At 39.6% G+C, this 20378-nt stretch carries 34 protein-coding genes; 32 read left to right on the forward strand and 2 right to left on the reverse strand.

Translation table 11 applies throughout. From position 1 onward, the window contains the following. Positions 1–25 precede the first annotated feature (25 nt). The 32 genes from rplB (at position 26) to truA (ending at position 18443) form a co-directional block, all read left to right on the forward strand. Positions 26–856, forward strand: coding sequence for a 50S ribosomal protein L2 (gene rplB / locus IGK96_RS00770; protein WP_002356204.1), 831 nt, complete (start codon positions 26–28; stop codon positions 854–856). Between the two features lie 42 nt (positions 857–898). Next, positions 899–1177, forward strand: coding sequence for a 30S ribosomal protein S19 (rpsS, locus tag IGK96_RS00775; protein ID WP_002356205.1), 279 nt, complete (start codon positions 899–901; stop codon positions 1175–1177). Positions 1178–1198: 21 nt separating this feature from the next. Beyond that, positions 1199–1546 carry a 50S ribosomal protein L22 gene (rplV, locus tag IGK96_RS00780; protein ID WP_002356206.1) on the forward strand — a complete coding sequence of 116 codons (348 nt, stop codon included), beginning with the start codon at positions 1199–1201 and terminating at the stop codon, positions 1544–1546. A 66-nt stretch (positions 1547–1612) separates the two neighbouring features. Next, the gene (gene rpsC, locus IGK96_RS00785; protein ID WP_002356207.1) at positions 1613–2269 is read left to right on the forward strand and encodes a 30S ribosomal protein S3; all 657 of its coding nucleotides are present in this window, start codon (positions 1613–1615) and stop codon (positions 2267–2269) included. 2 nt (positions 2270–2271) lie between these two features. Then, a complete protein-coding gene (gene rplP, locus IGK96_RS00790) occupies positions 2272–2706 on the forward strand; it encodes a 50S ribosomal protein L16 (RefSeq protein WP_002356208.1) in 435 nt (144 codons plus the stop codon). Beyond that, a complete protein-coding gene (gene rpmC / locus IGK96_RS00795) occupies positions 2696–2884 on the forward strand; it encodes a 50S ribosomal protein L29 (protein WP_002383858.1) in 189 nt (62 codons plus the stop codon). The genes rplP and rpmC overlap by 11 nt, the downstream gene beginning before the upstream one ends. Positions 2885–2907: 23 nt before the next feature. Continuing rightward, the gene (gene rpsQ / locus IGK96_RS00800) at positions 2908–3174 is read left to right on the forward strand and encodes a 30S ribosomal protein S17 (protein ID WP_002359348.1); all 267 of its coding nucleotides are present in this window, start codon (positions 2908–2910) and stop codon (positions 3172–3174) included. 57 nt (positions 3175–3231) lie between these two features. Then, positions 3232–3600, forward strand: a complete 369-nt coding sequence (gene rplN / locus IGK96_RS00805; protein WP_002356211.1) for a 50S ribosomal protein L14 — start codon at positions 3232–3234, stop codon at positions 3598–3600. Between the two features lie 35 nt (positions 3601–3635). Continuing rightward, positions 3636–3947, forward strand: a complete 312-nt coding sequence (gene rplX / locus IGK96_RS00810; protein ID WP_002356212.1) for a 50S ribosomal protein L24 — start codon at positions 3636–3638, stop codon at positions 3945–3947. Between the two features lie 25 nt (positions 3948–3972). Beyond that, complete coding sequence (gene rplE / locus IGK96_RS00815) at positions 3973–4512, forward strand: 50S ribosomal protein L5 (protein WP_002356213.1); 540 nt, start codon at positions 3973–3975, stop codon at positions 4510–4512. A gap of 18 nt (positions 4513–4530) precedes the next feature. Beyond that, positions 4531–4716: a type Z 30S ribosomal protein S14 gene (locus IGK96_RS00820; protein WP_002356214.1), complete on the forward strand. Its 186-nt coding sequence runs from the start codon at positions 4531–4533 to the stop codon at positions 4714–4716. 35 nt (positions 4717–4751) lie between these two features. After that, a complete protein-coding gene (rpsH, locus tag IGK96_RS00825) occupies positions 4752–5150 on the forward strand; it encodes a 30S ribosomal protein S8 (protein ID WP_002356215.1) in 399 nt (132 codons plus the stop codon). A 31-nt stretch (positions 5151–5181) separates the two neighbouring features. Continuing rightward, positions 5182–5718 (forward strand): 50S ribosomal protein L6, encoded by a 537-nt coding sequence (rplF, locus tag IGK96_RS00830; protein WP_002356217.1) that lies wholly within the window; start codon positions 5182–5184, stop codon positions 5716–5718. Positions 5719–5878: 160 nt separating this feature from the next. Further along, complete coding sequence (gene rplR, locus IGK96_RS00835; protein WP_002356218.1) at positions 5879–6235, forward strand: 50S ribosomal protein L18; 357 nt, start codon at positions 5879–5881, stop codon at positions 6233–6235. Positions 6236–6255: 20 nt separating this feature from the next. Then, positions 6256–6756, forward strand: coding sequence for a 30S ribosomal protein S5 (gene rpsE, locus IGK96_RS00840; protein WP_002356219.1), 501 nt, complete (start codon positions 6256–6258; stop codon positions 6754–6756). A gap of 14 nt (positions 6757–6770) precedes the next feature. Further along, positions 6771–6950: a 50S ribosomal protein L30 gene (rpmD, locus tag IGK96_RS00845; RefSeq protein WP_002356220.1), complete on the forward strand. Its 180-nt coding sequence runs from the start codon at positions 6771–6773 to the stop codon at positions 6948–6950. Positions 6951–6997: 47 nt separating this feature from the next. After that, the gene (gene rplO / locus IGK96_RS00850; RefSeq protein WP_002356221.1) at positions 6998–7438 is read left to right on the forward strand and encodes a 50S ribosomal protein L15; all 441 of its coding nucleotides are present in this window, start codon (positions 6998–7000) and stop codon (positions 7436–7438) included. Then, positions 7439–8737 carry a preprotein translocase subunit SecY gene (gene secY / locus IGK96_RS00855; protein WP_002359350.1) on the forward strand — a complete coding sequence of 433 codons (1299 nt, stop codon included), beginning with the start codon at positions 7439–7441 and terminating at the stop codon, positions 8735–8737. It abuts the gene before it with no gap. A gap of 86 nt (positions 8738–8823) precedes the next feature. Continuing rightward, on the forward strand, positions 8824–9474 hold the full coding sequence (locus tag IGK96_RS00860; protein ID WP_002356223.1) for an adenylate kinase: 651 nt from the start codon (positions 8824–8826) through the stop codon (positions 9472–9474). A gap of 210 nt (positions 9475–9684) precedes the next feature. Continuing rightward, the gene (gene infA, locus IGK96_RS00865; protein WP_002356224.1) at positions 9685–9903 is read left to right on the forward strand and encodes a translation initiation factor IF-1; all 219 of its coding nucleotides are present in this window, start codon (positions 9685–9687) and stop codon (positions 9901–9903) included. A gap of 32 nt (positions 9904–9935) precedes the next feature. Then, positions 9936–10052 (forward strand): 50S ribosomal protein L36, encoded by a 117-nt coding sequence (rpmJ, locus tag IGK96_RS00870; RefSeq protein ID WP_002288710.1) that lies wholly within the window; start codon positions 9936–9938, stop codon positions 10050–10052. Positions 10053–10071: 19 nt separating this feature from the next. After that, a complete protein-coding gene (gene rpsM / locus IGK96_RS00875; protein ID WP_002356225.1) occupies positions 10072–10437 on the forward strand; it encodes a 30S ribosomal protein S13 in 366 nt (121 codons plus the stop codon). A 27-nt stretch (positions 10438–10464) separates the two neighbouring features. Beyond that, positions 10465–10854, forward strand: coding sequence for a 30S ribosomal protein S11 (rpsK, locus tag IGK96_RS00880; protein ID WP_002356226.1), 390 nt, complete (start codon positions 10465–10467; stop codon positions 10852–10854). Positions 10855–10934: 80 nt separating this feature from the next. Continuing rightward, entirely contained in the window at positions 10935–11873 is a 939-nt protein-coding gene (locus IGK96_RS00885) for a DNA-directed RNA polymerase subunit alpha (protein WP_002356227.1), read from the forward strand. Positions 11874–11946: 73 nt separating this feature from the next. Then, entirely contained in the window at positions 11947–12330 is a 384-nt protein-coding gene (rplQ, locus tag IGK96_RS00890; RefSeq protein WP_002356228.1) for a 50S ribosomal protein L17, read from the forward strand. A 45-nt stretch (positions 12331–12375) separates the two neighbouring features. Beyond that, complete coding sequence (locus IGK96_RS00895) at positions 12376–12588, forward strand: hypothetical protein (RefSeq protein WP_002411018.1); 213 nt, start codon at positions 12376–12378, stop codon at positions 12586–12588. Positions 12589–12604: 16 nt separating this feature from the next. Further along, a complete protein-coding gene (locus tag IGK96_RS00900) occupies positions 12605–13804 on the forward strand; it encodes a DUF819 family protein (protein WP_002356229.1) in 1200 nt (399 codons plus the stop codon). Between the two features lie 15 nt (positions 13805–13819). Beyond that, positions 13820–14995: a M20 family metallopeptidase gene (locus IGK96_RS00905; protein WP_071646523.1), complete on the forward strand. Its 1176-nt coding sequence runs from the start codon at positions 13820–13822 to the stop codon at positions 14993–14995. Between the two features lie 201 nt (positions 14996–15196). After that, the gene (locus IGK96_RS00910) at positions 15197–16036 is read left to right on the forward strand and encodes an energy-coupling factor ABC transporter ATP-binding protein (RefSeq protein WP_010825659.1); all 840 of its coding nucleotides are present in this window, start codon (positions 15197–15199) and stop codon (positions 16034–16036) included. Then, on the forward strand, positions 16012–16881 hold the full coding sequence (locus tag IGK96_RS00915) for an energy-coupling factor ABC transporter ATP-binding protein (RefSeq protein WP_002381364.1): 870 nt from the start codon (positions 16012–16014) through the stop codon (positions 16879–16881). The genes IGK96_RS00910 and IGK96_RS00915 overlap by 25 nt, the downstream gene beginning before the upstream one ends. Next, entirely contained in the window at positions 16878–17675 is a 798-nt protein-coding gene (locus IGK96_RS00920) for an energy-coupling factor transporter transmembrane component T family protein (protein WP_002373841.1), read from the forward strand. The genes IGK96_RS00915 and IGK96_RS00920 overlap by 4 nt, the downstream gene beginning before the upstream one ends. Positions 17676–17693: 18 nt before the next feature. After that, positions 17694–18443, forward strand: a complete 750-nt coding sequence (truA, locus tag IGK96_RS00925; protein WP_002370657.1) for a tRNA pseudouridine(38-40) synthase TruA — start codon at positions 17694–17696, stop codon at positions 18441–18443. Between the two features lie 50 nt (positions 18444–18493). On the opposite strand, the gene IGK96_RS00930 is transcribed toward truA, so the two are convergent. Both IGK96_RS00930 and brnQ read right to left on the reverse strand, forming a co-directional pair. After that, complete coding sequence (locus tag IGK96_RS00930) at positions 18494–18805, reverse strand: heavy metal-binding domain-containing protein (RefSeq protein ID WP_002381365.1); 312 nt, start codon at positions 18803–18805, stop codon at positions 18494–18496. A gap of 131 nt (positions 18806–18936) precedes the next feature. Continuing rightward, a complete protein-coding gene (gene brnQ / locus IGK96_RS00935; RefSeq protein WP_002356239.1) occupies positions 18937–20292 on the reverse strand; it encodes a branched-chain amino acid transport system II carrier protein in 1356 nt (451 codons plus the stop codon). Positions 20293–20378: the final 86 nt, after the last annotated feature.

Below are 20378 nucleotides of genomic sequence, written 5' to 3' on the forward strand. Positions count from 1 at the left end.
TATCAACGTAGGAGGGAAATAAGACGTGGCGATTAAAAAGTACAAACCTACCACAAATGGCCGTCGTAACATGACAAGTTCTGATTTCGCTGAAATCACAACTTCAACACCAGAAAAATCATTGTTACAGCCATTAAAAAACAATGCCGGTCGTAACAACAACGGTCGCATTACGGTTCGTCACCAAGGTGGCGGTCACAAACGTCAATACCGTGTGATTGACTTCAAACGTAATAAAGATAACGTCGCAGCGGTTGTTAAAACGATCGAGTACGATCCAAACCGTTCTGCTAACATCGCGTTAGTTCATTACGAAGACGGGGTTAAGGCATACATCTTAGCACCAAAAGGATTAGAAGTAGGCATGCGCCTAGTATCTGGTCCAGAAGCAGATATTAAAGTAGGTAACGCATTACCATTGGAAAACATTCCAGTTGGTACAGTTATCCACAACATTGAAATGAAACCTGGTAAAGGTGGACAATTAATCCGTTCAGCTGGAACAAGCGCGCAAGTACTTGGTAAAGAAGGCAAATACGTATTAATCCGCTTAAACTCTGGCGAAGTTCGTATGATCTTAGCAACTTGCCGTGCAACAATCGGTTCAGTTGGTAACGAACAACACGAATTAATCAACATTGGTAAAGCTGGCCGCTCTCGTTGGATGCGTAAACGCCCAACTGTTCGTGGTAGCGTAATGAACCCTAACGATCACCCACACGGTGGTGGTGAAGGTAAAACACCAATTGGACGTAAAGCGCCAGTATCTCCATGGGGTCAACCAGCAATTGGATACAAAACACGTAATAAAAAAGCTAAATCAGACAAACTTATCGTTCGTCGTCGTACTAAATAATTTTTTTGACCATGTGTCGTACATTTTGAGAGGAGGTTCACCATGGGTCGTAGTTTAAAAAAAGGACCTTTCGTCGATGATCATTTGATGAAAAAGGTCGAAGCACAACAAGGTGCCGAAAAGAAAAAAGTAATTAAAACTTGGTCTCGCCGCTCTACAATTTTTCCATCATTCGTAGGTTTCACAATCGCTGTATATGATGGACGGAAACATGTCCCTGTTTACATTCAAGAAGACATGGTAGGACATAAATTAGGTGAATTTGCACCAACTAGAACTTATCGTGGCCACGTTGCTGACGATAAAAAAACTAAACGCTAATTTTGAGGGGAGGATATGCAAATGTCAGAACAAATTACATCAGCTAAAGCAACTGCAAAAACAGTTCGCACTTCACCTCGTAAAGCACGTTTAGTAATCGATCTTATCAGAGGGAAAAGCGTTGCGGATGCAATTTCAATCTTGAAATTCACACCGAACAAGTCTGCTGGAATCATTGAAAAAGTTTTAATGTCAGCAGTTGCTAACGCAGAAAACAACTTTGACTTAGACGTTGAAAGCTTAGTCGTATCTGAAGCATTTGTTAACGAAGGACCAACAATGAAACGTTTCCGTCCTCGTGCAAAAGGTTCAGCTTCACCAATCAACAAACGTACTAGTCACATCACAGTAGTTGTAACAGAGAAATAAGTCTCATGAAATAGGCTGTTTTCTTTATGAAAACAGAGCTTAAACATTTAAGAGGAGGGACAATCAGTGGGTCAAAAAGTACATCCAATTGGAATGCGTGTAGGCATCATCCGCGACTGGGATGCGAAATGGTATGCTGAAAAAGAGTATGCTGAATTCTTACACGAAGATTTAAGAATCCGTAAATTTATCGCAACAAAACTTGCTGATGCTGCTGTATCTACAATTGAAATCGAACGCGCTGCAAACCGTGTTAACATTTCAATTCACACAGCTAAACCAGGTATGGTTATCGGTAAAGGCGGATCTGAAGTCGAAAACCTAAGAAAAGAATTAAATAAATTAACTGGCAAACGAGTTCACATCAACATCGTTGAAATCAAAAAACCAGATTTAGATGCAAAATTAGTAGGCGAAGGAATTGCACGTCAATTAGAAAACCGTGTTGCTTTCCGTCGTGCTCAAAAACAAGCTATCCAACGCGCAATGCGTGCTGGTGCTAAAGGAATCAAAACTCAAGTATCAGGTCGTCTAAACGGTGCGGATATCGCTCGTTCAGAAGGATACTCTGAAGGAACTGTACCACTTCACACATTACGTGCGGACATTGATTACGCATGGGAAGAAGCGGACACTACTTACGGAAAACTAGGAGTTAAAGTGTGGATCTATCGTGGAGAAATTCTTCCAACGAAAAAAAACACTGAGAAAGGAGGGAAATAATCATGTTAGTACCTAAACGTGTAAAACACCGTCGTGAATTCCGCGGAAAAATGCGCGGTGAAGCTAAAGGCGGAAAAGAAGTAGCATTTGGTGAATGGGGTTTACAAGCAACTGAATCTCACTGGATTACTAACCGTCAAATCGAAGCAGCCCGTATTGCAATGACTCGTTACATGAAACGTGGCGGGAAAGTATGGATTAAAATTTTCCCTCACAAGTCTTACACAAGTAAAGCTATCGGCGTACGTATGGGTAAAGGTAAAGGGGCACCAGAAGGCTGGGTATCACCAGTTAAACGTGGTAAAATCATGTTTGAAATCGCAGGCGTTCCTGAAGAAGTAGCTCGTGAAGCTCTTCGTCTTGCATCTCACAAATTGCCGGTAAAAACTAAGATCGTAAAACGTGAGGAAATGGGTGGTGAATCGAATGAAGGTTAAAGAAATCAGAGAATTAACCACTGCCGAAATGCTAGATAAAGAAAAACAATTAAAAGAAGAATTGTTCAACTTAAGATTCCAATTAGCAACAGGTCAATTAGAAAACACTGCACGTATTAAAGAAGTACGTCAATCGATTGCACGCATCAAAACAGTATTGCGTGAACAAGCTAACTAATAGTGGAAGGAGGCCAAACGCGTATGACTGAAGAAAGAAATCAACGTAAAGTTTACCAAGGTCGTGTGGTATCAGACAAAATGGATAAAACAATCACAGTTGTCGTTGAAACAAAGAAAAACCACCCTATCTATGGCAAACGTATGAAATATTCTAAAAAATATAAAGCGCATGATGAAAACAACACAGCGAAAGTTGGAGACATCGTAAAAATCATGGAAACTCGTCCATTATCAGCTACAAAACGTTTCCGTTTACTAGAGGTAGTCGAAGAAGCAGTTATTATCTAATAAAACGAGAATTTCCTAATAGATTGAAGCACAAAATCTGAAAGGGGGATACACATCGTGATCCAACAAGAAAGTCGTTTAAGAGTCGCTGACAATTCTGGCGCACGTGAAATTTTAACGATCAAAGTCCTAGGCGGATCTGGTCGTAAAACTGCTAACATCGGTGACGTTATTGTTGCTACTGTCAAACAAGCAACGCCAGGTGGGGTTGTTAAAAAAGGTGAAGTAGTTAAAGCCGTTATCGTTCGTACAAAATCTGGCGCTCGTCGTGCTGACGGTTCTTACATCAAATTTGATGAAAATGCTGCGGTAATTATCCGTGACGATAAAAGCCCACGCGGAACACGTATCTTCGGACCAGTTGCACGTGAATTACGTGAAAACAACTTCATGAAGATCGTTTCTCTAGCACCAGAAGTATTATAATCTCGAGCCCACGTTAAAGGAGGTGCGAAACAGTAATGTTTGTTAAAAAAGGCGATAAAGTAAAAGTTATCACTGGTAAAGATAAAAACAAAGAAGGCGTTGTCTTAGCAGCGTTTCCTAAACAAGATAAAGTTATCGTTGAAGGTGTCAACGTCGTTAAAAAACACCAAAAACCAAACCAAGCAGCCCCACAAGGTGGAATCCTTGAAGTGGAAGCGCCAATTCATGTTTCTAATGTAATGGTGATTGATCCTTCAAACGGAGAAGCTACTAAAGTTGCGTTTAAAGAAGTCGACGGCAAAAAAGTCCGCGTTTCTAAAAAAACAGGTGAAGTTTTAGATAAATAAAAATTGCGGAAGGAGGGCTTACTGAATGAACCGCCTGAAAGAAAAATATATTAAAGAAGTAACACCATCATTGGTGGAAAAATTTAATTACAGCTCAGTTATGCAAACACCTAAAGTTGATAAAATCGTTATCAACATGGGTGTGGGTGATGCAGTATCAAATGCTAAAAACTTAGACAAAGCTGTTGAAGAATTAGCATTAATCACTGGTCAAAAACCACTTATCACAAAAGCTAAAAAATCTATCGCTGGATTCCGTTTACGTGAAGGAATGCCAATCGGTGCGAAAGTAACGCTACGCGGCGAAAGAATGTACGAATTTTTAGATAAATTAGTAACAGTTTCTTTACCTCGTGTACGTGACTTCCACGGTGTCAGCAAAAAAGCTTTCGATGGTCGTGGTAACTATACTTTAGGTATTAAAGAACAATTAATCTTCCCAGAAGTTGATTATGATTTAGTAGATAAAGTACGCGGTATGGACATCGTAATTGTTACAACAGCGAACACTGACGAAGAGTCTCGCGAATTGTTGGCACAATTAGGTATGCCATTCCAAAAATAATATAAGGAGGCGAACTACGTGGCTAAAAAATCAATGATTGCTAAAAACAAACGTCCTGCTAAACATTCAACACAAGCTTATACTCGTTGTGAACGTTGTGGACGTCCACATTCAGTTTATCGTAAATTTCATCTTTGCCGTATTTGCTTCCGCGAACTTGCCTATAAAGGTCAAATTCCCGGCGTGAAGAAAGCTAGCTGGTAAACAAGTAAACTCGCATAAAGGAGGTAAATAGTTCAATGGTCATGACAGATCCAATTGCAGATTTTCTAACTCGCATTCGTAATGCGAACATGGTTAAACATGAAACTTTAGAAGTACCTGCTTCAAAAATCAAACGTGATATCGCAGAAATCCTGAAACGTGAAGGATTTATCCGCGACGTAGAATACATCGAAGATGACAAACAAGGCGTAATCCGTGTTTTCCTAAAATATGGTAAAAACGAAGAACGTGTTATCACAAACTTAAAACGTATTTCTAAACCAGGTTTACGTGCATACGTAAAAGCTGACGAAGTACCAAAAGTATTAAACGGTCTAGGAATTGCAATCATCTCTACATCAGAGGGTGTAATTACTGACAAAGAAGCTAGAGCGAAAAATATCGGCGGCGAAGTAATCGCCTACGTATGGTAATTCTAAAAAATACACAAGGAGGTGTCTCTAAGTGAGCCGTATTGGTAATAAAGTTGTTGTTCTTCCTGCTGGTGTTGAAATCAAGCAAGACGGAAACAACATTACAGTTAAAGGACCTAAAGGTGAATTAACACGCGAATTTTCTTCTGATATCAAAATGAACATCGAAGGAAACGAAGTGACATTCACTCGTCCAAACGATTCAAAAGAAATGAAAACAATCCACGGAACAACTCGTGCAAACTTCAACAACATGGTTGTTGGTGTTTCTGAAGGTTTCCAAAAAGCACTTGAACTTATCGGGGTCGGATACCGTGCCCAAGTACAAGGCAACAAATTAACTTTAAACGTTGGTTATTCTCATCCTGTCGAAATGACAGCACCAGAAGGCGTAACATTTGAAGTACCTGCGAACACACAAGTTATCGTTAAAGGCATCAACAAAGAAGTTGTTGGTGAATTAGCTGCTAACATCCGTGGCGTTCGTCCTCCAGAACCTTATAAAGGCAAAGGGATTCGCTATGTTGGTGAATTTGTACGCCGTAAAGAAGGTAAAACTGGTAAATAATAACAGCTGTGTAGAAAACAGAAGTCAACAACAAGCAACTGTCATTTTATGGGATTTTTCCAATAAAATGCTTTTGTCTTGTCTGCCAGCTTCTCTTTTCCGTAATCTGCTGACTGCTTGAAATATTAGTAGTAAACATTAAATCAAAGAGGTGAAAATTGTGATTACAAAACCAGATAAAAACAAAACACGTCAAAAGAGACATCGTCGTGTACGTAACAAAATCTCTGGTACTGCTGAGTGCCCACGCTTGAACATTTTCCGTTCTAACAAAAACATCTACGCGCAAGTCATTGATGACGTAGCGGGTGTGACGCTAGCAAGTGCCTCTGCCTTGGATAAAGAAATTTCAGGTGGAACAAAAACAGAAACAGCTGCAGCTGTTGGTAAACTAGTTGCTGAACGTGCCGCTGAAAAAGGCATCAAAAAAGTAGTCTTCGACCGTGGTGGATACCTTTACCATGGCCGCGTGCAAGCTTTAGCTGAAGCTGCTCGTGAAAATGGACTAGAATTTTAGGAGAAGGAGGAACACCATTCATGGTTTATATTGATCCAAAACATTTGGAATTAGAAGACCGCGTTGTAGCGATCAACCGTGTAACAAAAGTTGTTAAAGGTGGACGTCGTTTACGTTTCGCAGCTTTAGTTGTTGTCGGTGACAAAAACGGACACGTTGGTTTCGGTACTGGTAAAGCACAAGAAGTACCTGAAGCTATCCGTAAAGCAATCGAAGACGCGAAGAAAAACTTAGTTGAAGTGCCTATGGTTGGTTCTACTATCCCGCACGAAGTAATTGGCGTATTCGGTGGCGGCCGTATCCTTATGAAACCTGCAGTAGAAGGTTCTGGGGTAGCTGCTGGTGGACCAGTTCGTGCCGTATTGGAATTAGCTGGTGTAGCAGATATTACATCTAAATCACTAGGTTCAAACACACCTATTAACGTTGTTCGCGCAACTGTTGAAGGTCTAAAACAATTAAAACGTGCCGAAGAAGTGGCAGCACTTCGCGGTAAATCTGTAGAAGAAATTATCGGTTAAGGAGGACAAAAATAATGGCTGAATTAAAAATTACTTTAAAACGCAGTGTTATCGGACGTCCTCAAAACCAACGTGCTACAGTTAAAGCGTTAGGTTTAGGTAAAGTGAATAGTACTGTTACAAAACCTGCCAATGAAGCAATCAAAGGTATGGTTAACACTATTTCACATTTAGTGGACGTAGAAGAAGTTTAAGATTTATAGATTTGTAATAGAAGATTGCTTAAGGAGGTGCCAAACCTATGAAACTTCATGAATTAAAACCTGCTGAGGGCTCACGCCAAGTACGTAACCGTGTTGGACGTGGTACTTCATCTGGTAATGGTAAAACAGCTGGCCGTGGACAAAAAGGGCAAAAAGCCCGTTCAGGCGGTGGTGTTCGTTTAGGATTTGAAGGGGGTCAAACTCCATTATTCCGTCGTTTACCAAAACGTGGGTTTACAAACATTAATCGTAAAGATTACGCTGTTGTGAACTTAGATACTTTAAACCGTTTTGAAGATGGAACAGAAGTAACTCCTGTTGTCCTAAAAGAAGCAGGAATCGTTAAAAACGAAAAAGCGGGAATCAAAGTTCTTGCAGATGGTGAGTTAACGAAAAAATTAACTGTGAAAGCAGCTAAATTCTCGAAATCAGCACAAGAAGCTATCGAAGCTGCTGGTGGTTCAATCGAGGTGATCTAATTGTTCAAGCTATTAAAGAACGCCTTTAAAGTCAAAGACATTAGATCAAAAATCTTATTTACAGTTTTAATCTTGTTTGTATTTCGCCTAGGTGCGCACATTACTGTGCCCGGGGTGAATGCAAAGGGATTGTCTGATTTAAGTAGCTTACCCTTTTTGAATATGTTGAATATGGTGAGTGGTAGTGCCATGCAAAACTTCTCTATCTTCTCGATGGGGGTTTCGCCATACATTACAGCCTCTATTATTATTCAACTATTGCAAATGGATATTGTACCTAGATTTGTAGAATGGTCAAAACAAGGGGAAGTTGGGCGTAAGAAATTAAATCAAGCTACAAGATATCTAACGATTGTCTTGGGTGTGGCTCAGTCAATGGGGATCACTGCTGGTTTTAATAGCTTAAGTCAAACTGGGATTGTCAACAATCCAACCTTAGGTACCTTTGTGATGATTGCAGTTATTTTAACTGCTGGGACGATGTTTGTGACTTGGATGGGTGAACAAATTACAGAAAAAGGAATCGGAAATGGTGTTTCAATGATTATCTTTGCCGGGATTATTTCTCGTTTGCCAGGAGCAGTCAAAGAAATCTATGAAGATTACTTCGTCAATATCGAGTCTTCTCGTATTTGGCAATCTGTTATTTTCATTGCAATCTTAGTTATTGCTATTTTGGTGATTGTTACAGTCGTAACGTTCTTCCAACAAGCAGAACGTAAGATTCCAATCCAATATACAAAACGTGTTTCTGGTGCACCAACAAGTAGTTATTTACCGTTAAAAGTAAATGCTGCTGGGGTTATTCCAGTTATCTTTGCCAGCTCGTTAATTGCAACACCAAATGCCATTTTACAAGCTTTCTCATCAAAATTCGCTGGTGAAAATTGGTATGACATTATGACAAAAATCTTCAGTTATAACACAGTTCCAGGGGCAATCATCTATACTGTCCTAATCGTTGCGTTTACGTTCTTCTATGCATTTGTTCAAGTAAACCCTGAGAAATTAGCGGAAAACTTACAAAAACAAGGAAGCTACATTCCAAGCGTGCGACCAGGTAAAGGTACAGAAGAATATGTATCTGGCGTGTTAATGAGATTAAGTGTTGTCGGCTCAATTTTCCTAGGACTTGTTGCTTTACTTCCAATCATTGCGCAAATGGTTTGGAACTTACCTCAATCAATCGGTTTAGGTGGAACAAGTTTACTAATCGTTATCGGGGTTGCATTAGAAACAACGAAACAATTAGAAGGATTAATGATGAAACGTCAATATGTCGGCTTTATCAATAAGTAAGAATCGAGTGTTGAGGTTTTACCTCAGCACCATTCTCACATATGGCTAGCTTCATAAGCCGGTCTTTAAAATTAGGAGGAGAATATATGAACCTCATTTTAATGGGATTACCTGGAGCAGGTAAAGGCACCCAAGCAGAAAAAATCATTGATACGTATGGCATTCCACATATTTCTACTGGAGATATGTTCCGTGCAGCAATGAAAAATGAAACTGCCTTGGGCCTAGAAGCGAAATCTTATATCGATAAAGGTGAACTGGTTCCTGACGAAGTAACAAACGGAATTGTTAAAGAACGCCTTGCTGAACCAGACACAGACAAAGGATTCCTATTAGATGGTTTCCCACGTACACTGGATCAAGCAAAAGCATTAGATACAATGCTTAAAGAATTAAACAAAAAAATTGATGCTGTCATTGACATCCATGTAGAAGAAGATGTATTAATCGAGCGTTTAGCTGGACGATTCATCTGTCGCACATGTGGCGCAACGTATCATAAATTATTCAACCCGCCAAAAGTTGAAGGCACTTGTGATCGCTGTGGCGGACATGAATTCTACCAAAGAGAAGATGATAAGCCCGAAACGGTTAAAAATCGTTTGGCAGTCAACATTGAAAGTAGCGCACCAATCTTAGCTTTCTATAAAGAACAAGGCTTGATGCATACAATCGATGGCAATCGCGAAATCGATACTGTTTTTTCTGATGTGAAAAAAATCATTGACGAAAACTAATTTCCAATTGCCCGCAGTTTAACCCTGTTGTTGTATTCAGTTTCTCTTGCCAAAACATAACTAAATATGGTAGAATATATCAGTCCGACTTCTACAGTTTTGTGACATCAAAATGAATAACGAAGTTAGTTGAGAATTTCTAGGTGGGAGCTGGAGTTTCCGCCGTTTTATCGTGTGAAAACGCGAAACAAGTACAAGGAGGTACTGTGCGTGGCAAAAGAAGATATGATTGAAGTCGAAGGTACAGTCGTCGAAACTTTGCCGAATGCAATGTTTAAAGTCGAACTAGAAAATGGACACCAAGTTCTTGCTACTGTTTCAGGTAAAATCCGTATGCACTACATCCGTATCTTACCTGGTGACAAAGTAACAGTTGAATTATCACCGTATGATTTAACGCGTGGCCGTATTACTTATCGCTTTAAATAATTGTACTCCGTAAAACCACAGGAGGTATTATCATGAAAGTAAGACCATCAGTAAAACCAATGTGTGAACATTGTAAAGTAATTCGCCGTAAAGGACGTGTTATGGTTATTTGCCCAGCAAATCCAAAACATAAACAACGTCAAGGATAATTAGGAGGTGTAACGAATAATGGCTCGTATTGCAGGAGTAGACATCCCTCGTGACAAACGTGTAGTAGTTTCTCTTACTTACATTTATGGTATTGGTAACACTACAGCTAAAAAAGTTTTAGCAAACGTTGGCGTATCTGAAGATGTTCGTGTACGTGATTTAACAAACGAACAAACAGATGCGATTCGTGCGGAAATTGATAAGTTAAAAGTTGAAGGGGATCTTCGTCGTGAAGTGAACTTAAACATCAAACGCTTGATGGAAATCGGTTCATACCGTGGAATCCGTCACCGTCGTGGATTACCAACTCGTGGACAAAACACGAAAAATAATGCACGTACTCGTAAAGGCCCTACTAAAACAGTAGCAGGCAAGAAAAAATAATTCCTAAGTGAAGGAGGTTAGAACTTCATGGCAGCAAAAAAAGTTAGTCGTAAACGCCGTGTCAAAAAGAATATAGAATCAGGTGTAGCACATATCCATTCTACATTCAACAATACAATCGTAATGATTACTGATACACATGGTAATGCATTAGCATGGTCATCAGCAGGATCATTAGGCTTTAAAGGAAGCAAAAAATCAACTCCTTTTGCCGCTCAAATGGCTGCAGAAGCCGCAACTAAAGTGGCAATGGAACATGGACTTAAAACTGTAGACGTAACAGTTAAAGGACCTGGTTCTGGACGTGAAGCAGCAATTCGTTCATTACAAGCAACAGGTTTAGAAGTGACTGCAATTCGTGACGTGACTCCAGTTCCTCATAATGGATGCCGCCCTCCAAAACGCCGTCGTGTTTAATGAGCGCCACTCATTCTGAGTTTGAATTAGGAACGTCATTGAACAAGACACTTTTCGTTTTGAAAGGGGTATAGATAAGAATGATTGAATTTGAAAAACCAAGAATCGAAAAAATTGATGAAAATAGAGATTATGGTAAGTTCGTCGTTGAACCATTAGAACGCGGTTACGGAACTACTTTAGGTAACTCTCTACGTCGTATTTTATTGTCTTCTTTACCAGGAGCTGCAATTACGAATATTCAAATCGATGGTGTTTTACACGAATTCTCAACCATTCCAGGTGTACGAGAAGACGTAACACAAATTATTTTGAATATTAAAGGCTTAGCATTGAAATTATATGCTGAAGAAGAGAAAACCCTTGAGATCGATATTACAGGACCCGCTACCGTGACTGCCGGCGATATTATCGTGGACAGTGATGTTGAGATCCTAAATAAAGATTTAGTTATCTGTAGTGTTGCTGAAGGAGCTACTTTCCATGCTCGCTTAACAGTGAAACCTGGTCGTGGCTATGTTCAAGCAGACGAAAACAAAAAAGAAGATATGCCAATCGGTGTACTTCCAGTTGATTCCATCTACACACCCGTTCGTCGTGTTAACTACCAAGTAGAAAATACACGTGTTGGTCGTCGTGATGATTTCGACAAATTAACAATGGAAATATGGACAGATGGTTCAATCATTCCTCAAGAAGCACTAAGTTTAGCTGCGAAAATCATGACTGAGCATTTAGATATCTTTGTAAACCTTACTGACGAAGCGAAAAACGCTGAAATCATGGTGGAAAAAGAAGAAACTCAAAAAGAGAAAATGCTAGAAATGACGATTGAAGAACTTGATTTATCAGTTCGTTCATATAACTGTTTAAAACGTGCAGGCATTAATACTGTACAAGAACTTACAAACAAATCTGAACCAGAAATGATCAAAGTACGTAATTTAGGTCGTAAATCTCTTGAAGAAGTAAAACTTAAATTGCATGATCTAGGATTAGGATTACGTAAGGACGATTAAGACTTTTACGAAGTTTCCAGTCCTGCTTAACAGCAGTGGCTCGTGAGAACAGAAACGAAGGAGGGAACCCAACGTGAGTTACCGTAAATTAGGACGCACATCAAGCCAACGTAAAGCTATGCTACGTGATATTACAACTGATTTAATCATCAACGAACGCATCGTAACTACTGAAGCTCGTGCGAAAGAAGTACGTTCAACTGTAGAAAAAATGATTACTTTAGGTAAACGTGGAGATCTTCATGCACGTCGTCAAGCAGCTACTTTCGTTCGTAATGAAGTTGCTAGTGTTCGTGAAGAAGATGAGTCTATCGTTGTTGAATCAGCTTTACAAAAGCTATTTAACGATTTAGGACCTCGTTTCGCGGAACGCCAAGGTGGTTACACTCGTATCTTGAAGACAGAACCAAGACGCGGCGATGCAGCACCAATGGTAGTTATCGAATTTGTTAAATAATTAATAAACCGATCACTTTATAGATGTTTCTTTTAGAGTGTTATGATGTTGGAGGCGACTCCGAGTCTAGCTCTGCTTTCCCTGTTAAAGATGGCTTTAGCAGGGGAGCACTCATCATATAAAGGTGATTTTTTTTTGCTTTGGGAAAACGCTGTTTTCTCAAAGCTTTTTTGTTTCTTAAAAGCATTGCAGAAGCTTTTCCGGTTTGTTATACTGGTTATTAATTGGAATTTTCAGATAATTAAACATCTGAGTTAGTAGAAGGGGGAATTATATGTCGCAAATGTTTGCTTTTTCGTTGCTGATGGTTATTTTATACATTGGTGATGTAGTTTCTATCAAAACAAAAGCTTGGATTCCATCCGTTTTTGTTTGTGGTGTTTTATTTATTCTTGGTTATTGGACTATTTTTCCACAAAATATTGTGGAAGTGGCAGGGATTCCTACAGTGGTTGCCACTTTATTAATGTATCTGTTGATTACTAATATGGGTACTCTGCTCTCTGTTAAAGAATTGGTTAATCAATGGAAAACGATTGTGATTGCTTTGTCAGGTATTCTGGGCATTATTGCCTTGTTGTTAGCTGTAGGGACTTTTGTTTTTGACTTAAAAACAGTTTTAGTTGCAATCCCGCCGTTAGTAGGAGGTTTAGTTTCTTCATTAGTAATGTCAGAAGCGGCTCAATCAGCTGGTTTAGCCTCACTTTCGGTTTTGGCAATTTTAATTTATGTCATTCAAGGGTTTGCAGGTTATCCCTTAACTTCAATTGTTCTAAAAAAAGAAGGAAAGCGGAAGCTTCAAGAATATCGAGCAGGGACATGGCAGCCGGTTCATGAACAAGAGGGGCAAGAAACAGGAGCAGAACCAGATGTGCCTAAACTATTTGAAAAAGTACCCAAACGATATCATACAGATTATTCACGAATTTTACGTTTAGCCTTAGTTGCCACACTCGCTTATTATGTTTCTGTGTGGACGGCACCGTTTGTGACGATTAGTCCTTTTGTGCTGTGTTTATGTTTTGGCGTGATTGCAACGTCTTTAGGCTTTTTAGAAAAGCAACCATTACAGAAAGCAAATAGCTTTGGTTTTGCGATTTTAGGGTTAATGCTTTTTGTCTTTGATGGCTTAAAACAAGCCACACCTGAAATGTTGATGGATTTATTTTTACCAATGATTGGGATTATTGTGATTGGTGTTATCGGGATGTACATCTTTTCAGCAATTGTTGGTCGTGTATTAGGTGTGAGTAAAGAGATGGCATTCGCTGTTTCGTTGACAGCTTTATATGGCTTTCCAGCCGATTATATTATTACGAATGAAGTGATTCAATCATTGACAGAAGATGAACAAGAACAGGCAGCTTTAACGAGCCATTTAATGCCACCGATGTTAGTGGCAGGTTTCGTAACAGTCACTATTGTTTCGGTTATTTTAGCGGGTATTTTTTCAAGTATTTTATTAAGTTTGTAGAAACGGGGCGTAAGTATGAAAAAAATCAAAGCACTAGTCAAGCAGCATGCACAAGAAATGATTGCTTTTCGACGGGATTTACACCAACATCCAGAATTACAATTTGAAGAATTTCGAACGACAGAAAAAATCGCGGCAGTTCTTGATCAATTAGGAATTACTTATCGCAAAACAGAACCGACGGGTTTAATTGCTGAAATTGTGGGCGGCAAACCAGGCCGAGTGGTTGCGCTGCGGGCTGATATGGATGCCTTACCTGTACAGGAATTAAATGAAGATTTAGCTTATAAATCTTTAGAAGCTGGCAAGATGCATGCATGTGGGCATGATTCCCATACCGCGATGTTAGTAACAGCGGCTAAAGTATTAAAAGAAATCCAGGAAGAACTTCAGGGAACAGTAAGGTTAATTTTTCAACCATCTGAAGAAAATGCGCAAGGTGCTAAAGCAATGGTTGCGCAAGGCGCAATGACCGGTGTTGATGATGTATTTGGCTTACATATCTGGTCACAAATGCCTGTAGGAACCGCTTCGTGTCGAGTGGGCTCAAGTTTCGCATCCGCAGATATTTTTTCTGTTGATTTTAAAGGACGTGGTGGCCATGGTGCCATGCCAAACGCTTGTGTTGATGCGGCAGTTATAGCTTCTTCTTTCGTGATGAATCTGCAAACGATTGTTTCTCGGGAGACAGATCCTTTAGATCCAGTAGTTGTCACGATTGGACGGATGGATGTGGGGACCCGTTTTAATGTGATTGCTGAGAATGCACGTTTAGAAGGAACGGTTCGTTGCTTTAGTGTAGCAACGCGTAATCGAGTAGAACAGGCGCTGCAACGCTATGCGGAACAAACAGCCGCTATTTACGGTGGGACGGCTTCGTTAGATTATCAATATGGAACGTTGCCAGTGATTAATGATGAGCAAGATGCCTTGTTTGCTCAAACACTAATTAAGGAAAATTTTGGTGAAGCGGCCTTAAGACAAGAAGAGCCGACAACCGGTGGCGAAGACTTCAGTTATTATACTGAACATGCTTCTGGTTGTTTTGCCTTAGTGGGAAGTGGTAATCCGGAGAAAGATACGGAATGGGCACATCACCATGGTCGTTTCAATATTGATGAAGATGCGATGGCAATGGGTGCTGAGTTATATGCCCAATATGCGTTTGAATATTTGAAGACGCATTTTTAAAAGAAAATCAGTAACTTCTTGTTTTATGAGAACAAGAAGTTATTTTTATGAAAAATAGACCTGTCAAGACAGATAAGAGCTCCCATAATGACCGTTCTTTTGGTATAATAAAAAATAGTGTGAAGAATCAGAACAGATGATTGAAAAAACGCTACTTTTTTGGTAGTGTTAGAAAGAATAAATAGATTGAGGGAGTACGCGATGCAACCAATCATTGAACTAAATAATATCCAATTTAATTATCAACCAGAAGATGCTTCTCCCGCTTTAAAAGATGTGTCTTTTTCCATTCAACAAGGCGAATGGGTCGCTATTATTGGCCATAATGGTTCTGGTAAATCAACGTTAGCCAAAACGATCAATGGTCTGTTACTGCCAGCTGCTGGGACTATCAAAGTTGGCGGCAAAGAATTAAATGAAGCAAACGTCTGGGATATCCGGCGTATGGTAGGAATGGTCTTTCAGAATCCAGATAACCAATTTGTCGGTTCAACAGTCGAAGACGATGTGGCTTTTGGTTTAGAAAATCAAGGTATTCCGCGTGATGAAATGGTCGAACGTGTTCACGATGCCTTAGAACGGGTTCGTATGTTAGATTTTGCCAAGCGAGAACCTGCTCGGCTATCTGGCGGCCAAAAACAACGAGTAGCTATTGCTGGTGTGGTTGCTTTGCGACCAGATATTATTATTTTAGACGAAGCGACAAGTATGTTAGATCCAGAAGGTCGTGCAGAAGTGATTGCTACCATTCAAAAGATTAAAGAAGAAAGCAATTTAACAGTTATTTCTATTACCCACGATATTGATGAAGCGGCTAATGCGAATCGTATTTTAGTGATGCGCCAAGGACAATTGACAAACGAAGGAACACCAGAAAAGATTTTTTCTGCAGGAGAAGCGCTTGTTGAAATGGGCTTGGATTTACCGTTTCCTGAAAAATTAAAAGTAGCTTTGAAAGAGCGTGGCGTTGCTGTGCCAACGAATTATTTAACAGAAGAAGGGATGGTGGATTGGTTATGGACATCCGTTTTAAACAAGTAGATTTTACTTACCAACCCAATACTCCTTTTGAGCAACGGGCATTATTCGATATTAATTTAACGATTCAAGACGGCTCTTATACAGCGATTGTCGGACATACTGGCAGTGGCAAATCAACGCTATTACAACATTTAAATGCTTTGGTGAAACCAACTAAAGGCCAAGTGACAATTGGAGAGCGTGTAATTACGCCAGAAACAGATAATAAGAATTTAAAACCAATTCGTAAAAAAGTTGGGATCGTTTTTCAATTTCCAGAAGCACAATTGTTTGAAGAAACAGTGGAGCGAGACATCGCTTTCGGACCGAAAAATTTTGGTGTTTCAGACGAAGAAGCGAAAAAATTAGCTAAGAAAATGCTTGATTTAGTCGGCTTAGATGAAAAATACTTACAACATTCTCCGTTTGAGTTATCAGGTGGCCAAATGCGCCGTGTCGCAATTGCTGGTGTGCTAGCGATGGAACCAGAAGTCTTAGTATTAGACGAACCGACCGCTGGTTTGGATCCTAAGGGTCGTAAAGAAATGATGGAGATGTTTAGTCGTCTGCATAAGGAACATAATATGACCATCGTTTTAGTGACACATTTGATGGATGACGTGGCTAATTACGCAGATCATGTGATTGTTTTAGAAAAAGGACAAATCGTCCGAGCGGGAGCACCACAAGAAGTGTTTCAAGAGACACAATGGCTGAAAGAAAAACAATTAGGCGTGCCAACTGCAGCCGAATTTGCTGAAAAATTAGTGGCAAAAGGCTTTTCTTTTGAGCAATTACCATTAACGGCCGATCAATTAGCCGATCAGCTTCTGAAAAAAATGCAGGAAGCAGGTGAGGCAAAATGATGAATAAATTGATTTTTGGGCGTTATATTCCAGGCGATTCTTTTATCCATCGTTTAGATCCGCGTGCAAAATTATTAGCTAGTTTTTATTTTATTGGAATTATCTTTTTAGCAAATAATTGGCAGAGTTATGTTTTAATAGCAGCCTTTACTGCTTTTGCTATTTCATTATCAAAAATCAGCGCCCGCTTCTTTATCCGCGGTGTTCGGCCATTATTATGGCTAATTCTGTTTACTGTGGCTCTTCAAACCTTGTTTACACAAGGGGGAGAGGTGTACTTTCAGTGGGGAATTATTTCCATTACCCAGTTTGGTGTGACGAATGGGCTATTTATTTTCTGTCGTTTTGTTTTAATTATTTTCATGTCAACGTTATTAACTTTAACGACGGCACCATTAGAGTTATCAGATGCGATTGAATATTTGTTACGCCCACTTCGTGTGGTGAAATTTCCAGTTCATGAAGTTTCATTGATGTTATCAATTGCCTTACGTTTTGTCCCAACATTAATGGATGAAACGGAAAAGATTATGAATGCCCAACGTGCCCGTGGTGTTGATTTTGGTGAAGGAAACTTACTTCAAAAAATGAAAGCTATTGTTCCACTTTTGATTCCGCTTTTCGTAAGTAGTTTTAATCGTGCGGAAGACTTAGCGACTGCCATGGAAGCAAGAGGTTATCAAGGCGGTGAAGGACGGACGAAATACCGCATTCTTCATTGGCACCTACGAGATACAATAGTAATGTTTGGCTTTGTCTTGTTAACCATTGGCTTATTTGTATTAAGAACTTAGAAAAGGTGAAGAAAAATTATGCCCCGCTATAAAGCAATCATTGCCTATGATGGCACTCATTTTCATGGCTTTCAAAAGCAGCCTAATGAGCGTACCGTTCAAGAAGAAATAGAAAAAACGTTAGCACGCATGAATAACGGACGCTCCGTGACGGTTTTTGGTTCAGGACGAACAGATGCAGGTGTTCATGCAATGGGCCAAGTGATTCACTTTGATTATCCGCAGGAACGTCCGTTGGAAAAAATGCGCTTTGCGTTAGACACACAAACACCCGAAGACATTGCTGTGCGAAGCGTGGAACGTGTTTCAGAAGACTTTCATGCACGTTATCACGTGATCGAAAAAACCTATCAATTTAAAGTGGATATTGGCAAACCGCGAAGTCCATTTCGACGTTTTTATGCCAGTTATTTTCCGTATCCCATTGATCTCGAAAAAATCCAACAAGCTTTACCTGATTTATTAGGTACCCATGATTTTACCTCTTTCTGTGCCTCAGGAAGTTCAGTAGAAGATAAAGTCCGAACTATTCATGAAGCCAGTGTTCATGTCAATGAAACGGGGGATGAATTAACATTCACTTTTCGGGGCGATGGTTTCTTGTACAAAATGATTCGGATTTTAGTTGGTACGCTATTGAAAATCGGCAATGGGCGGCTGGAACCAACCGCGATTCCAGCAATTATCGCAGCCAAAGATCGAAATTTAGCAGGTCCGACTGCTCATCCAGAAGGATTGTATTTAGCAGAAGTGAAATATGAAAACTAAAAAGACGTAGACCTTACAAGAAAAGGTCTACGTCTTTTTAGTTGCAAAATTTAGATGTATTTAACAGCTGTTCCGTAAGCCACGACAGATTGCATGTCTGTGCCAATTGTGCCAGAATCAAAACGCATCATCACAACGGCATCTGCACCTAATTTAGAGGCTTCTGCTTTTAAACGTTCGATTGCTTGGTCGCGTGCTTCTCGTTGCATATCAGTGTAACCTTTGATTTCACCGCCAACTACGCTTTTTAGTCCAGCACCTAAATCTTTAAACATATTTTTAGAACGTGTGGTTAACCCGAAAACTTCTCCAATAATTTCATATTCTTGACCGCTAATTCTCTCGGTTGTTGTAACTAACATGGGCAATTTCCTCCAGTACTTATTGGTAACTTCAATTTACCATAGTCAAGAGTTTGGTACAACGAATATACATAAAAACGACACTACAAAAGATGCGCTTCCGCATTTTTCTAGTGCCGTTTTAGTAATAATTAATCAAGAATAGGATCTTTTTTAGAAATCATGACCCAAACCCAACTAATTAGAAAAGCAACCGTTGCTGGAACGACCCAGCCCATGCCAATAGTGAACAATGGTAAGTATTGGCCGGCTTTTTCTAAAAGCGTTGTTACAAACGCCGTATCTTTGATAAAGGCGGGGGAACTATTTAATGCATCTAAAACAGCAGCAATCAATGTGATATAGGTCGTTGCTTGATAGACTTCCCGTCGATGTTTGAAAATAGGACTGATGATTACCAAAAGCATTAAAGTAATCGCCAATGGATAAAGGAACATCAAGACTGGAACGGCAAATTGAATGATGTTGGTTAAGCCGACATTTGCAAAAATAGCTGGTAAAATAACAACAATTGCCAAGAATTTTTGATAGGAAACTTTCGGAAACATTTCTTCAAAAGTCTCAGAAAAGGCTGTACTTAAGCCGATACCGGTTTTTAAACAAGCAAGAACTACGATAAAAGCCAGTAAAATACTCCCTGGTAGGCCTAAATAGTAATTGGCAATTTGGGCTAAGGCAATCCCGCCGTTTTCACTGATTGGAAAAGCCCCGATACTCATTGTTCCCATATAAGCAAGTAAGGTATAGATAATCCCCATCAATACAACACTGAAAGCACCTGATTTAATCATTCCTTTAGCGATATCTCCTGGTTTTTCGACGCCCATATTTCGTAAAGTGGAAACGACAACAATCCCAAAAGCTAATGAAGCTAAAGCATCCAGCGTATTATAACCTTCTGTAAATCCTTTAAAGAAAGGACTTGAAATATAATTTTCACCAACAGCGGCACTGGCCACATGACCTAATGGTTTTACAAAGGCTAAAACAATCAAAATTCCTAGCAATGCTAAAAATAACGGATTTAAAAATTTACCCACATAATCTAAGATTTTACTTGGCTTTCTAGAGAAGAGCCAAACAGCTAAGAAAAATAATGCGGAAAAACCAGCAAGAACCAGCCATTGCAAGTCTTTAGGAACAAATGGTGCAAGACCAATCTCAAAAGAAGTAGTTGCTAACCTTGGTAAAGCAAAGAAAGGACCAATCGTTAAATATAATAGTAAGGTAAAAATAAGAGCATAACGACGATTAATCCGAGAAGCTAAGTCAAAAACACCTGAACTTTTAGAAACACCCATAGCAATGACACCAAGAAAAGGTAAGCCAATTCCAGTGGCTAAGAAGCCCAAGTTTGCTAAAAAGACGGAAGCCCCCGCTTCTTGTCCCATATGTACAGGGAAAATTAAATTTCCAGCACCGAAAAACAAACCGAATAACATTGAACCAACGTATAGATAATCACGCCAAACTAACTTTTTTTGCATAGATTCACACTCCTTAATATTGTCTTATTATTTAAAATAACAGAAGAAGAAACAGAGAGCAACCAGTTTTTATAGAAAACATTGGT

The sequence above is a fragment of the Enterococcus sp. DIV0682 genome, from assembly GCF_051712685.1.
Taxonomy (GTDB): Bacteria; Bacillota; Bacilli; order Lactobacillales; family Enterococcaceae; genus Enterococcus; species Enterococcus faecalis.

Coding starts and splice junctions, on each gene's coding strand:
- rpsS (WP_002356205.1), top strand. CDS start 899: ATGGGTCGTAGTTTAAAAAAAGGACCTTTCGTCGATGATCATTTGATG.
- rplV (WP_002356206.1), top strand. CDS start 1,199: ATGTCAGAACAAATTACATCAGCTAAAGCAACTGCAAAAACAGTTCGC.
- rplP (WP_002356208.1), top strand. CDS start 2,272: ATGTTAGTACCTAAACGTGTAAAACACCGTCGTGAATTCCGCGGAAAA.
- rpmC (WP_002383858.1), top strand. CDS start 2,696: ATGAAGGTTAAAGAAATCAGAGAATTAACCACTGCCGAAATGCTAGAT.
- rpsQ (WP_002359348.1), top strand. CDS start 2,908: ATGACTGAAGAAAGAAATCAACGTAAAGTTTACCAAGGTCGTGTGGTA.
- rplX (WP_002356212.1), top strand. CDS start 3,636: ATGTTTGTTAAAAAAGGCGATAAAGTAAAAGTTATCACTGGTAAAGAT.
- rplE (WP_002356213.1), top strand. CDS start 3,973: ATGAACCGCCTGAAAGAAAAATATATTAAAGAAGTAACACCATCATTG.
- rpsH (WP_002356215.1), top strand. CDS start 4,752: ATGGTCATGACAGATCCAATTGCAGATTTTCTAACTCGCATTCGTAAT.
- rpsE (WP_002356219.1), top strand. CDS start 6,256: ATGGTTTATATTGATCCAAAACATTTGGAATTAGAAGACCGCGTTGTA.
- rpmD (WP_002356220.1), top strand. CDS start 6,771: ATGGCTGAATTAAAAATTACTTTAAAACGCAGTGTTATCGGACGTCCT.
- rplO (WP_002356221.1), top strand. CDS start 6,998: ATGAAACTTCATGAATTAAAACCTGCTGAGGGCTCACGCCAAGTACGT.
- IGK96_RS00860 (WP_002356223.1), top strand. CDS start 8,824: ATGAACCTCATTTTAATGGGATTACCTGGAGCAGGTAAAGGCACCCAA.
- rpmJ (WP_002288710.1), top strand. CDS start 9,936: ATGAAAGTAAGACCATCAGTAAAACCAATGTGTGAACATTGTAAAGTA.
- rpsM (WP_002356225.1), top strand. CDS start 10,072: ATGGCTCGTATTGCAGGAGTAGACATCCCTCGTGACAAACGTGTAGTA.
- rpsK (WP_002356226.1), top strand. CDS start 10,465: ATGGCAGCAAAAAAAGTTAGTCGTAAACGCCGTGTCAAAAAGAATATA.
- IGK96_RS00885 (WP_002356227.1), top strand. CDS start 10,935: ATGATTGAATTTGAAAAACCAAGAATCGAAAAAATTGATGAAAATAGA.
- IGK96_RS00895 (WP_002411018.1), top strand. CDS start 12,376: ATGTTGGAGGCGACTCCGAGTCTAGCTCTGCTTTCCCTGTTAAAGATG.
- IGK96_RS00900 (WP_002356229.1), top strand. CDS start 12,605: ATGTCGCAAATGTTTGCTTTTTCGTTGCTGATGGTTATTTTATACATT.
- IGK96_RS00905 (WP_071646523.1), top strand. CDS start 13,820: ATGAAAAAAATCAAAGCACTAGTCAAGCAGCATGCACAAGAAATGATT.
- IGK96_RS00910 (WP_010825659.1), top strand. CDS start 15,197: ATGCAACCAATCATTGAACTAAATAATATCCAATTTAATTATCAACCA.
- IGK96_RS00915 (WP_002381364.1), top strand. CDS start 16,012: ATGGACATCCGTTTTAAACAAGTAGATTTTACTTACCAACCCAATACT.
- IGK96_RS00920 (WP_002373841.1), top strand. CDS start 16,878: ATGATGAATAAATTGATTTTTGGGCGTTATATTCCAGGCGATTCTTTT.
- truA (WP_002370657.1), top strand. CDS start 17,694: ATGCCCCGCTATAAAGCAATCATTGCCTATGATGGCACTCATTTTCAT.
- IGK96_RS00930 (WP_002381365.1), bottom strand. CDS start 18,805: ATGTTAGTTACAACAACCGAGAGAATTAGCGGTCAAGAATATGAAATT.
- brnQ (WP_002356239.1), bottom strand. CDS start 20,292: ATGCAAAAAAAGTTAGTTTGGCGTGATTATCTATACGTTGGTTCAATG.